This window comes from Streptomyces caniscabiei, from assembly GCF_014930365.1.
Lineage (GTDB): Bacteria > Actinomycetota > Actinomycetes > Streptomycetales > Streptomycetaceae > Streptomyces > Streptomyces caniscabiei.
This window is the reverse complement of record NZ_JABXWI010000002.1, coordinates 349,286-362,415: the sequence shown is the minus strand read 5'-3', so window position 1 is coordinate 362,415 and position 13,130 is coordinate 349,286. Positions and strand designations below refer to the sequence as shown.

Here is a 13,130-nt window from a genome sequence, read left to right as displayed (position 1 = left end):
GCACCGAGGAGGCGGTCCGGTCACACCCGGGCTCTGCCCGCCACGGGCTGCGGGGCGAAGGGACGCAGCAGGTCGGCACCCGGCCGCACCATGCCGTAGCTGCCCTCGGGAACCTCGTTCCAGGCACCGGGCAGATCGCCGAGCGGCTCGGAGACGATGAGGCGGGTCTCGTCGGAGACCTCCCGCAGGAAGGACAGATCCGGGTGGAGCGAGCGCAGCGTCTCGACCCGGGTGCTGTAGAACAGCGAGCGCGACTTCTTCTGGCTGGAGTAGCGGAAGGCCCACAGCGACTGTCCGTCCGTGACGGCCACGGTCATCTGCAGCGGGTACTCCACCCCGTGCTCGTGCCCGACCTGCTCCACCAGACCCGCCATCCGTGCGACGGCACCCGGAGGGTCCTGCTCCAGACCGAAGGTCAGCGCCAGGTGGAACATCAGCTCGGAGTCCGTGGACCCCTCGATGACGGCGAAGAGCTCCGGGTCGACGGCCAGCGAGAGATCCCGCCGGACCAGATGGAAGTCGGCGATCGCCCCGTTGTGCATCCACATCCAGCGGCCGTGCCGGAACGGATGGCTGTTGGTCTGCTGCACCGCCGTACCGGTCGAGGCCCGGATGTGGGCGAAGAACAGCGGGGAGCGGACGTGGTCGGCGATCTCCCGCAGGTTGCGGTTGCTCCAGGCCGGACCGATGTCGCGGAAGACTGCGGGGGTCTGCAGATCCGGCGAGTACCAGCCGACGCCGAACCCGTCACCGTTGGTCGTCTCCACGCCCAGCCGTGAGTGCAGACTCTGGTCGATGAGGGAGTGCGCCGGCCTGTAGAGAATCGTGTCGAGCAGGACGGGCGTTCCCGAGTAGGCGAGCCACCGGCACATCGACCCATCACCTCCTGCCGAGGGGCAACCAGCATTCCCATGGTCGTGCGGCCGCCCGTTGATCGCCACACGACCGCGGGGAAGCCACCGCGACGACGCTCAGCTCCGGTAGCCCCGCAGCTTCCGGTACAGCGTGGCACGGGCGATGCCCAGCGACGCCGCCGTACGGGCCTTGTTGCCGCCGTTACGGCGCAGGGCCTCCAGGATGGCGGAGCGTTCGGCGTGCTCCATGGGGCTGAGCGGCCTGGCCGCCGGGCCCTCACGGACGTGGTCCGGCAGCTCGGCCCGGCGGACGGGGCCCGTCGCACGCCGCTGCTCCGCCAACGCCCGTACGACATGGACGAGTTCGGTGACATTGCCGGGCCAGGGGTGCCGTTCCAGAGCGCGCAGGGCGTCCAGGGTCCAGGTGAGCGGGGGGTGCCCGGGCGCCGGCTTGGGAGCCAGGGCCGCCAGCAACTCCCTGATGTCCTCCGGGCGTTCACGCAGCGCGGGCAGGCTGACCGAGCGGGCGGCCAGGGTGTCCAGGAGGCGCTGGAGGCAGGGTCCCGGGGGTGCTCCGGGGGTGTAGGTGGCGAGCAGGGGTGTGCCCGGATGCGTTTCCAGCAGCGAGTTGAGGGTCGCGGTGTCGGGCTGCGCGAGGCGCTCCGCATGGCGGATGAGCAGCGCGTGGCCCTCCTTCAACACCTCGACCACCGAACCGAGTTCGCGCTCCGCCGCGTCGACCACCTGGAGTTCGTGGGCGAGTTCGTGGGCGAGCGCGGTCTTCCCGGTGCCGCGTTCGCCCACCAGCAGCAGCGGCTCCGGTGACCGGGCCAGCTCGGTGGCGCGACCGACCGCGTGCCGCCACGGCACGGAACGCCCGGCCAGCGCCACGACACCCCGCCCGAGCGGGTGCGCGGCGGCGTCGCCGCGGCGCGCCTCCAGTACGGCCACCGCGCCGATGACAGCCCCGCGGTCCGACACCGGCACGACGGTCGCGGCACACCGGACGCCCTCCGGAAGCCGCACCCGGTAACCGTCACCGACCGCACCGCTCCCGCCCAGGCCTTCACCCCGCGCCGGCTCCCCCTCCGGGACCTGGGCCGCCCCGCCCTCCAGGTCCCGCAGCAGCGCGACCACGCCCCGCTCCAGCGCCTCCAGCCCCTCCGGCGACAGCAGCCGCCCCGCGGCCTCGCTCACCAGCCGGTTGCGGCCGTCGAGGGCGACCACCGCCCGCCCCCGCTCCCGCGCGGCCCGCAGATACGCGTCCAGCAGCACCCGCTCGGCCGGCCGCGACCGCGCCAGCAGCTCCGCCTCCACGGCAGCGGCGGCCGCCTCGGCGAGGGAGGCCCACGGATGCGGCGCGCACTCGGCGCACAACGCGGAGGTGACCGTCACCGTGCCGACCGTCCGTCCGGTCTCCGGCCCGAGCACGGGCACGCTGACGGCGGACATGTCCTGCCACAGATCGAGGAAGTGCTCCGGGCCGTGCACCTCCGCGCGACGGCGGGTACGCAGCGCCAGCGCCGCGCTGTTGTGGCCCACCACCTGCTCGGAGAGGTCCTCGCGGCACGGATCGCCCGGCGCGCACCCGGTCGCCCACAACACCCGCAACCGCTCGTCGGTCAGCAGGAGCGCCGTTCTCCCCGCACCCACGGCGGGGGCGAGTCGTTCGAGTACCGGCCGCGCCGCCGCCAACAGGTCCGACGCGTCCGCCCGTTCACCGTCGCGGCACCGGTCACCGGCGCGTCCGCGGCCGGGGTGCTCCTCCTCGGGCCGCACGCCGTCGTGCCGTACGCCGTCGTGTCGTACGCCGTCGTGTCGTACGCCGAAGAACCGGGCGCGCCGCCAGGCGGCGACGATCTCCTCCGGCACCCCGTCCGGCAGCCGGCGTCCTTCGAGGAACGACTCACGAGCCCTGCGCAGCGACGCCAGGGCAGGGGCGACGGGGAGATGCTCTGCGGTGGTCACGACACCACTCACCGTACCCGGCGAAGTTGAAGAGGCAACGACCACCCCGAGCGCACCGCGCGAACTGTCTCTTATTGAGACACCCACGCTGCCGCCCCGCGCTCCATGATCTTGCACGGTCGGTGCCTGTCCTCATTCCCTGGAGCGTCTCCCGTGCACACCGTCGAGCCCGATGTCGTGACCGACGTACTGATCGTCGGCAGTGGCCCCGCGGGCGCCTCCGCCGCGCTCGCCCTGAGTACCTACGGTGTCCCCAACATCGTGGTCACCCGCTACGCGAGCCTCGCCGACACCCCTCGGGCGCACATCACCAACCAGCGCACCATGGAGGTGCTGCGCGACCTCGGTGTCGAGGAGGAGGTCGTCGCGAAGGCCACCCCGCAGCGGCTGATGGGCGACACCACCTTCTGCACCAGCCTCGCGGGGGAGGAGCTCGGCCGGATCCGCTCCTGGGGCAACGACCCGCTCGTCCAGGCCGCGCACGAACTGGCGAGCCCCACCCGGATGTGCGACATGCCGCAGCACCTGATGGAACCGGTGCTCGTCGACGCGGCCGTGGCACGCGGCACCCGGCTGCGCTTCAGCACGGTCTACAAGTCCTTCGTCCAGGACGCCGACGGCGTCACGGTCACCGTCGAGGACCGGCTGCGCGGTGACGAGTACACCATCCGCGCCAAGTACCTCATCGGCGCCGACGGCGGCCGCTCCCAGGTCGCCGAGGACGCCGGGCTGCCGATGGGCGGTCAGATGGGCGTGGCCGGCAGCATCAACATCGTCTTCGACATGGACCTGTCAAAGTACACCGCGCACCGCCCGTCCACCCTCTACTGGGTGCTGGCCCCCGGCGCCACCGTCGGCGGCATCGGCGCGGGCCTCGTGCGGTGCGTGCGCCCCTGGAACGAGTGGCTGATCGTCTGGGGCTACGACGTCACCGCGGGCGCCCCCGACCTGACCACCGAGTACGCCGAGTCGATCGTCCGCAGGCTGGTCGGCGACGACGAGATACCGGTGACCGTCAAGTCCTCCTCCGCCTGGACCGTCAACGAGATGTACGCCGAGACGTACTCGAACGGGCGGGTCTTCTGCGCCGGCGACGCCACCCACCGCCATCCGCCGTCCAACGGCCTCGGCTCCAACACCTCCGTCCAGGACGCCTACAACCTGGCCTGGAAGCTCAAGCTCGTCCTCGACGGCACGGCCTCCCCGAAGCTCCTCGACACCTACACCGCCGAACGCGCGCCGATCGGCCGGCAGATCGTCACCCGCGCCAACAAGTCCATCGGCGAGACCGCCCCCGTCTTCGCGGCACTCGACGGGCTCGCCCCGCAGACCCCCGAACAGCTGTGGGCCAACATCGCCGCCCGCAAGGACGACACCGAGGCGGCCGAGCAGCAGCGGGCGAGGCTCCGGGAGGCGATCGCGTTCAAGGCGTACGAGTTCAACGCGCACGGCGTCGACCTCAATCAGCGCTACTCCGCGACGAGTTCGGCAGCGGTCGTCCCCGACGGCACGCCGGACCCCGGCTTCGATCGCGACCCCGAGCTGCACCACCAGCCGACCTCCCGCCCCGGCGCCAAACTCCCGCACGCCTGGATCACCTCCGGCACCCGCACGCTCTCCACCCTCGACACCGTCGGCCGGGGCCGCTTCACCCTGCTCACCGGCATCGGCGGCGCCCACTGGCTCCGGGCCGCCGGGGCCCAGGACCTGGAGATCGCCACCGCCGTCATCGGCCCCGGCCAGGAGTACGAGGACCCGTACGGCGACTGGGCACGGCTCAGGGAGGTCGCCGACGGGGGAGTGCTCCTCGTCCGGCCGGACGGCTACGTCGCGTTCCGCCACGCGACGGCGGCCGCGTCCCCCGAGGACGCCGAACGATTGCTGACCGGCGCGCTGCGACGGATCCTCGGACACGACTGACCGGAGGAACCGACACATGACCAGCACCGACGCGAACCGCGACGCCGGAACGGGCGCGAGCACGGACGCAAGCAGCGGCGCGAGCCGTGACATGGGCACCGGCGTGAACCGTGATGCCGGCATCGGCGTGAGCGCGGACGCAAGTACCGGCGCGAGCCGTGACACGGGCACCGACGCGAACCGCGACGCCGGCATCGGCGTGAGCGCGGACGCAAGTACCGGCGCGAGCCGTGAAGCAGGCACCGACGCGAGCCGTGATGCCGCCAGCGGCGTGAGCGCGGACGCAAGTAGCGGCGTGAGCCATGACGCGGCCGCCGACGCGAGCGGGGCCGCCGGCAGTGGTATGACCACGGACATGACCACCGAATTCACCACCCGCATCACCGAGGCGGTCGTCGCCAGCCTCGACGGCACGGCCGATCCGCGCCTGCGCGAGCTGCTGAGCGCCCTCACCCGTCACCTCCACGCCTTCGTCCGCGAGACCGAGCCCACGACGGCGGAGTGGGAGCGGGCGATCGCCTTCCTCACGGCGACCGGGCAGGCCTGCACGGACACCCGGCAGGAGTTCGTCCTCCTGTCGGACGTCCTCGGTGTCTCGATGCTCGTCGAGACGATCAACAGCGACGACCGCGCGGGCGCGACGGAGTCGACGGTCCTCGGCCCGTTCCACATGACCGAGTCCCCGGCCCGCGCACTCGGCGCCGACATCGACCTGGTCGGCGGCGGCGAACCGTGCGTGATCAGCGGACGGGTGCTCTCCGGCGACGGCACCCCGCTGCCCGGCGCGATCCTCGACGTCTGGCAGGCGAACGCCGAGGGCTACTACGACGTCCAGCAGCCCGACGTCCAGCCGCCCGGCAACGGCCGCGGACTGTTCACGGCGGACGCCGACGGCCGATTCTGGTTCCGCACCTGCGTACCGAGCCCGTACCCCATCCCCACGGACGGCCCGGTGGGCGACCTCCTGCGGGCCACCGCCCGGCACCCCTACCGCCCGGCGCACATCCACTTCATCGCCTCGGCCGAGGGGCACACCCCGGTCACCACGCACATCTTCGTGGCCGGCAGCGAACACCTCGACTCGGACGCGGTCTTCGCGGTGAAGGAGAGCCTCGTCCAGGACTTCACGGAGACCGACGACCCGTCGCTGGCACGGCGGTTCGGCATCCCGAACCCGTTCCGCCACGCCCGCTTCGACCTCGTCCTCCCCACCTCGGACGCGCCCGGCGCGGGCGCCCCGGAAGGGTCGTGACGGCGATGGAGTTCGTGTACGAGGCGCAGCCCGTGCGCGTCGTGATGCGCCCCGGCGCGTCGGTGACGGCGGTACCGGGGGAGGCCGAACGCCTGGGGCTGCGGCGCGTGTTGGTGGTCTGCGGGCCGAGGGGCGCGGAGACCGCGCGGGCGGTCGCGGGCGCGCTCGGCGGCGCGTGCGCCGGAGTGTTCGCGCAGGCTCGTCAGCATGTGCCCGTGGAGGTGGCCGACGAGGCGGTCCGGGCGGCACGGGCCGCCGGCGCGGACGGCTGCGTGGCGGTCGGTGGCGGCTCGGCCGTCGGACTGGGCAAGGCGATCGCGCTGCGCACCGAACTTCCGCTGATCGCCGTGCCGTCGACGTACTCCGGCTCCGAGATGACCCCCGTGTGGGGCCTGACCGAGCACGGCGCCAAACGCACCGGCCGCGCCCCGTCGGTCCTGCCGCGCAGCGTCGTCTACGACCCCGAACTCACCCTCACTCTCCCGGTGCCCCTCTCCGTGACCAGCGGCATCAACGCCGTCGCCCACGCCGCCGAGGCGCTGTACGCGCCGGACGCCTCGCCGCTGGTGTCGCTCACGGCGCAGGAGGGCGCCCGGGCGATGGCCGGCGCGCTCCCCGATGTGGCGGCGGACCCCGGGGACCTGGAGGCGCGCGGCCGCGCCCTCTACGGCGCCTGGCTCTGCGGCACCGCGCTCGGCGCGACCACGATGGGCCTGCACCACAAGCTGTGCCACGTCCTGGGCGGCACCTTCGGCCTCCCGCACGCCGAGACCCACACGGTCGTCCTCCCCTACGCCCTCGCCTGCAACGCCCCGGCCGCGCCCGAGGCCCTGGCGGCGCTCGCCCGAGCACTCAACACCGACGACGCCCCCCGGGCCCTGTGGGACCTCTCGGGCCGCCTCGGAGCCCCCCGCTCCCTGGCGGAACTCGGCCTGAAGGAAGCCGACTTGGCGACGGCGTCGGCCCAGGTGACAGCACAGGCATACGCCAACCCGCGCCCGATCACCAGGGCGGACGCCCTGGAGATCCTCAGGGCGGCACACACCGGCGCCCGACCCCCGACGTGGACCTGACGCCCCCCGCAACCCGGCACGACAAGAACCGAAAGGTGAACAGCATGCCCCTCGGACTGCTCCGGCGGCGACTCAGGAATGCCCCCGGAGGCGCCGCGGGCGCCGTGTTCCCGGTACCGGACGGCGCGGGTGTCGTCCTGCGCGAGGTGCTGGACCCCGTTAACCAGCCCATGGCCGCGGCCGATGTGACAGTGACGGAACTGCGCAGCCACCGCGTCGCGGCACGCGGTGCCACCGACCCGTACGGCTTCTTCACGGCCGCTCTGCCGCCGGGCACCTACAGCGTGCTGATCATGGCCGAGGGACTGGAACCGCACCGGGAGACGGTCGAGGTCACCGAGGACACGGGTGTCGCGCGGGAGCGGGTGTGGCTCCGGTCGGCCCGGGCGCTGGAACTCCCGCCGCCCGGGACCTGGCTCTTCGATCCCCCGCACACCGCGATCCGCTTCATCGCCAAGCACGTCGGCATGGCCCATGTGCACGGCCGCTTCGAACGCTTCGAGGGCGGCCTCGCGATCACGCAGGACATGACGCGGTCAAGCGTCCACGTGCGCATCGACGCGTCCAGCATCAACACCGGCAACAACACCCGCGACACGCACCTGCGTTCCGGGGACTTCCTCGACGTCGAACGCTTCCCGTACATCGACTTCACCAGCACCCGCTTCGCCTACCGCGGCGGCAGCAAGTGGACCCTCCAGGGCAGCCTCACCATGCACGGCGTCAGCCGCTCCGTAGCCCTCGACACCACCTACCTCGGCACCGTCAACGGCGGCTACGGCGAGGAACTCCGCTGCGCCGCCCTCGCCAAGTCCGAACTCCACCGCGAGGACTACACCCTCAACTGGCGCTCCATGCTCGCACGGGGCATCGCGGTCGTCGGCCCCACGATCCAACTCGAACTGGACGTCCAGGCGATGTACCGCACCCACGACACACCTACGCCGCCGGAGTAGACACACACCGGGTGCGCGCGACACCTGTTGGGAACCGGGCTCTTGCGGAATGGTGGCCTTCTGTTTGCGGAATCGGCGCGCCACTTTTCGGAATCCGCTGCCGAAATATTGCCCCCATGCGTAAGTATGGGACGAACCGTCTCGTGGACGTGCGAAGAGCACTGGCAGGAGATGGACAGCGTCTGCATTGGGGCGGAGGGACTTGTCCGCACCCATCGGTGTCAGGGGAGCAGCAAGGCATGGATGCGCCTCGGAACAGCCAGAACCGCCCGCCGCAGATCGACATCTCCGGAGTGTCGCCCGGTAGGCTGGAATCGGTGGCTGGCAAGGACACGGTGTTGGGGCATGCCGTGCGACGCCACCTTCAGGAGCGAGATAGTCGGTCGGGGACGACTGAGGTCGTGTTCGAGAGTGCGCTGTGACGATGGCGGAAGCCGGGCCCGAAAGCTTGTCCACCGCCCCTTCCAGAAGTGCCTGCTGAAAATACTCAGTTCGTGCAATCTCTCCTGCCGCTATTGCAACGCGCCGAACACTCCCGTGAACATGGGCTCACCTGGTGCGGATCATCCTCCATGGCTGTGAACCGTTGCTCCTCGGCAGAGCAGACATCGGCGAGCAGCGCCCAGCCGGTTGGGTAAGCCGGTTTGTGCCTGCCGGTCAGCCTTGGCTCAGAGACCGATGCGTAGGCATCCTGTAGTGCGTCCTGGGCGTTGCCATCGATTCGGCGGAGACCGTACGCGGTGCTGCTGGAGTGGCCTGGACGGACACCGGGACCGGAGTCCGCCGGTCTCGGCCCATCCGACTTCGGACGGGCGGAGCCGGGTGCCATTGCGACAACTCGATCGACTGAAATCCCCAGCGGCGATTCCTCGGGGGCCAGGCACCCGCTGCCCTTCGATCAGCCGGGTATCGGTGCGGTCAGTTCAATGGGACGCCTCACGCGGTGGTTGCCAAGGCTCAGAATTCCTGGTCTCTTCCTGGAATCCTGCAAGAGCCGTGCCGGACTCGCGCCACCGATCGCCACCCGCCCCTCCGTCTTCTGATCCCCTTTGAGAAGGAGCAAGACGATGACCCATGACGACCACGGCCGCGGCACCATCATCACCTTCTACTCCTTCAAAGGCGGTACGGGCCGCACCATGGCGCTCGTCAACACGGCTTGGATCCTGGCCAGCAACGGCCTGCGTGTCCTCGTGGTGGACTGGGACCTGGAATCCCCGGGACTGCACACCTATCTCCAGCCCCTTCTCGCCGATCCCGAACTCGCCGAGAGTCCCGGTGTCATCGAGATGGCCAGCGACTTCGTACGTCATGCGGTGGCACCTCACGTGGGCTCCGGCGCGGCCGAACCACCCCCGCAGAGAGAAGCGGGTCCACCTCGGCCGGAAGGAGCGGATCACCGAGAACCAGCACGGGTCGACCGGTACGCCATCAGCACCGTACTGAGGCTGCCACCAGGCGGGAAACTGGACCTCCTGCCTGCTGGAGTGCAGGACCCCGACACCTACGCGGTGAAGGTCAGCACCTTCGACTGGGGCACCTTCTACCGCATGGGCGGGGCCGACTTCCTCACCGCGCTGCGTGAAGACATGGCCGCCCGCTACGACTACGTCCTGATCGACAGCCGGACCGGCCTCAGCGACACCGCCGGCATCTGCACGGTCGTGATGCCGGACATCGTGGTGGACTGCTTCACGTTCAGCCGACAGGGCGTCAACGGCGCTGTCCGCGTGGCGCGTTCGATCCGTCGTAACGCCCCCACACAGCGCGACATCCGCATCGTCCCGGTGCCCATGCGCGTCGAGGATGCCGGCCGTGACCGTCTGGAGGCCGGCCGCTACCAGGCGCGCAATCTGTTCGCTCCCTTCCTGGACTGGCTGCCGCCCGAGGAACTGGACCAGTACTGGAGCAGCGTCGAGATCCCGTACAAACCCAGCTACGCGTACGAGGAGATGCCCGCCACCGTCGGTGAGCGGCGACGGGACGGCACGCTGCTGTCTGCATTCGAACGGCTGACCGCCCGCCTGACCGGCAACCGTGTGACCCAGTTGGAGAACATGCGGGAGCCCTACCGCCGGACACTGCGCGCGGAGTACGAGCGAACCTCCCCGATCATGCGTGGGGAGTTCTACGTCAGCTACGCCGCCACCGAACGGCTGTGGGCCGACTGGACGGCCAAGGTGCTGAGGGCGGCCGGTCACGAGACGACACTCGCCCCGATCGAGGCGGACCACGGCGAGGCCACCGCAGCGGCGGGCCTCGATGCCACGCTGAACGGCGAGGCTCGTATGGTTGTGCTGCTCTCGCCGCAGTACACGGCCGTGCCCGGGGCGCGTGAGATCGGGCAGCGGATCAGCCGCAGGGACCCCTCGGGCCAGATCGGAATGGCCCTCCCTCTGCGGGTCGACGATTCACCGCTCCCGGTGGACTTCGCGCCTCTTCCGGCGGTCAGCCTTGCTGGTGTCGGTGCGGAGCAAGCCGTGATCCGCTTGTTGACCACCGTTGACCGCACCGAGTCGGTCCAGCAGAGTTCCCGCTTAATTGCCCATGAACTGGCCACGACGGTGCGGTTCCCAGGGACTCCGCCGCTCGTCATCGGGGGACGACCGCAGCGCAATGCCGTCTTCACAGGCCGCCGCACACTCATGGAGAAGCTGCGTGACAATCTGCTGGCCGGTACCACCGCGGTGCTGCCGCAGGCTCTCCACGGGCTGGGCGGCGTGGGCAAGACGCAACTCGCGCTCGAGTACGCCTACCGCTTCGAGTCGGACTACGATCTCGTCTGGTGGATCAACGCGGCGGAACCGACGCAGATCCGCCATGACCTGATCACCCTGGCCGGGCACCTTGGTGTGCCCATTGGCGAGGACTTGACGGCCGTATGCAACGAGGTCTTGGACATGCTGCGTCGCGGCATCCCCCACGCGCGTTGGCTGCTTGTGTACGACAACGCCGAGAAGCCGTACGACCTGGACGGTCTGGTTCCGGCCAGTGGGCCCGGTCGCCACATCCTCATCACCTCGCGGAATCCCGCTTGGGCGGAACGTGCCGCACGCATCGAGGTTGACCTCTTCACCCGAGAGGAGAGCGTCGCCCTGCTGCGCCGCTACAACCCGGACCTGGAGGCCGCGGAGGCGGCCCGGGTCGCCGAGGAGCTCGGTGACTTCCCGCTGGCCGTGAGCCTCGCCGCCGCCTCCCTGCAGGAATCGGCGATGCCCGTGGACACCTATGTGGAGATGCTCCGAACCCAGATGACCGACATCCTGCGCAGCCAGTCTGCCCCCGACTACCCGACCTCGGCAGTGGCCACCTGGTCGCTCGATCGATTGCAGTCCCGTACGCCCGCCGCAGCCGCCCTGCTGCAACTGTGCGCGTTCTTCGGGCCTGACCCGATCCCCCGGGACATGCTCAGCAGTCGGCCGGCCCTCGAACTGCTCGAAGGCCACGACCCCGGCCTCTCCGACCCCCTGCTGATGAGCAGGCTGTACGGGGAGATCGTCCGCAACGGCCTCGCCCAGGTCGACCAGCGGACCGACACGCTGACCTTTCACCGTCTCATCCAGCGTGTGCTCCGGGACCAGTTCACCTCCGACGAGCAGACCGCCCTGCGGGAACGGGCTCAGGCTGTGCTCGGCCAGGCCAACCCCAAGGACCCTGACGAGTCCGACACCTGGCGGCGGTATGCCACGCTGCTGCCGCATCTGCGGCCCACCCGGGCAGAGGAAAGCGGCAACCTTGAGGTGCGGCAGTGGATCTGTGACACCGCGCGCTACCTGTGGCGCAGCGGCGACGCCGAGACCGCCATCAGCACGGCCCGCCAGGTCCTCGACAGCTGGTTGCCCCGCTTCGGCGAGGACGACGCGCTCGTCCTGCGGCTGCGCACCGAACTCGGCAACGCGCTGCGTGAGCAAGGCCGCCTGCACGAGGCGTACGAGGTGACCAGCGACGTCCACGAGCGGGCCAGCCGGATGCTCGGAGAAGATCACCCCTACACCTTGGGCGCAGCCATGAGTCTCGGCTCGGACCTGCGCAGCATCGGCCGGTACGCCGACGCCATGGAGAGCGACAGGGAGACCCTGCGACGAACCAAGCGGGTCCTGGGCGATGGTCATGGACGTACCCTTGCGGCGGCCGGCAACCTAGCCGTCTCCGAGTTCTTGTCGGGCAACCGGCAGGCGGCCCGCGACATCAACCGGGAGATCTTGGGACAGCGGCGGGAGATCTTCGGCCCCGACCAACGTGCCACGCTCAACTCTGCCACGAACTACGCCCGCGACCTGCGCGTCGCGGGGGCGCTTCATGAAGCGCTGAAGCTGTCGCAGGACACGTTGAAGCGCAGTCGACGCGCGCTGGGAGCCGACCATCTGATCACCCTCCGCGCTTCCCTCGGTGTCGCGGTCCTGTACCGGAGGCTCGGTCGGTACGAGGATGCGTACACGCTGACCAGCGAAACCTACGAGCAGGCGAAGAAACAACTGGGCCCCGACCATCACGACACCCTTGCCGTCGCGACGAACCTCAGCGCGGATCTTCACGACCGCGGGGAGGCGGTCAACGCATGTGACCTGGCGAGCGAGACCCTCGGCCACTACGAGCGCCGATTCGGACCGGATCACTTGTTCACCCTCACCTGCGCCAACAACCTTGCCGTGCTGCTCCGGCTCACCGGACAGCCGCAGTCCGCACTGGAACTGTCGACCCGCACCGCCGACCGCTTCCGCCGGCTGCTCGGGGCCCGGCACCCGTACACGCTCACGTGCATGCTGAACCACGCGACGGATCTGTCGACGAACGCCGATCACCTCAGGGCCGTGGCGGTGGCCCGTGAGGCATACGAAGGCCTCACAGCGGTGCTCGGGGCCGACCACTACCTCTCCATTTCCGCTGCCTCGAACCTGGCGGTCCAACTGCGCCAGGGCGCATCGGACGAGTCCGGGAGGTCAGACGAGGAAGCCGACCGGCTCCACGCCGAGGCGAAACGGCGCGCCCAGGAGAGCATGGAACTCGGTGGTGATCACCCGTTGACCGTGGCTGTCATCAACTGGCGGCCCATCGACGCGGACATCGAGCCGCCGGTCATCTGAAGCCTGGGCTGAGGACGCCCAGC

Annotated in this window: 8 protein-coding genes; 6 read left to right on the top strand and 2 right to left on the bottom strand. The window is 70.4% G+C overall.

The window, feature by feature from the left end; translation table 11 throughout:
* Positions 1 to 20: 20 nt before the first annotated feature.
* Together HW837_RS06115 and HW837_RS06110 are read right to left on the bottom strand one after the other, a co-directional pair.
* Positions 21 to 872, bottom strand: a complete 852-nt coding sequence (locus HW837_RS06115; protein WP_045561643.1) for a class II glutamine amidotransferase — start codon at positions 870 to 872, stop codon at positions 21 to 23.
* A gap of 99 nt (positions 873 to 971) precedes the next feature.
* Entirely contained in the window at positions 972 to 2,822 is a 1,851-nt protein-coding gene (locus tag HW837_RS06110; protein ID WP_193381404.1) for a helix-turn-helix domain-containing protein, read from the bottom strand.
* A gap of 153 nt (positions 2,823 to 2,975) precedes the next feature.
* Between HW837_RS06110 and HW837_RS06105 the strand changes: the two genes are divergently transcribed.
* The 6 genes from HW837_RS06105 (at position 2,976) to fxsT (ending at position 13,107) form a co-directional block, all read left to right on the top strand.
* Positions 2,976 to 4,742: an FAD-dependent oxidoreductase gene (locus HW837_RS06105; RefSeq protein ID WP_313895614.1), complete on the top strand. Its 1,767-nt coding sequence runs from the start codon at positions 2,976 to 2,978 to the stop codon at positions 4,740 to 4,742.
* A 355-nt stretch (positions 4,743 to 5,097) separates the two neighbouring features.
* Positions 5,098 to 5,994, top strand: a complete 897-nt coding sequence (locus HW837_RS06100) for an intradiol ring-cleavage dioxygenase (protein WP_045561684.1) — start codon at positions 5,098 to 5,100, stop codon at positions 5,992 to 5,994.
* Positions 5,995 to 5,999: 5 nt separating this feature from the next.
* Positions 6,000 to 7,067, top strand: a complete 1,068-nt coding sequence (locus HW837_RS06095) for a maleylacetate reductase (RefSeq protein ID WP_193381462.1) — start codon at positions 6,000 to 6,002, stop codon at positions 7,065 to 7,067.
* A gap of 44 nt (positions 7,068 to 7,111) precedes the next feature.
* A complete protein-coding gene (locus tag HW837_RS06090; protein ID WP_045561640.1) occupies positions 7,112 to 8,023 on the top strand; it encodes a YceI family protein in 912 nt (303 codons plus the stop codon).
* 116 nt (positions 8,024 to 8,139) lie between these two features.
* On the top strand, positions 8,140 to 8,445 hold the full coding sequence (gene fxsA, locus HW837_RS49930) for an FxSxx-COOH cyclophane-containing RiPP peptide (RefSeq protein ID WP_319687004.1): 306 nt from the start codon (positions 8,140 to 8,142) through the stop codon (positions 8,443 to 8,445).
* Between the two features lie 645 nt (positions 8,446 to 9,090).
* Positions 9,091 to 13,107, top strand: coding sequence for an FxSxx-COOH system tetratricopeptide repeat protein (fxsT, locus tag HW837_RS06080; RefSeq protein ID WP_193381406.1), 4,017 nt, complete (start codon positions 9,091 to 9,093; stop codon positions 13,105 to 13,107).
* Positions 13,108 to 13,130: the final 23 nt, after the last annotated feature.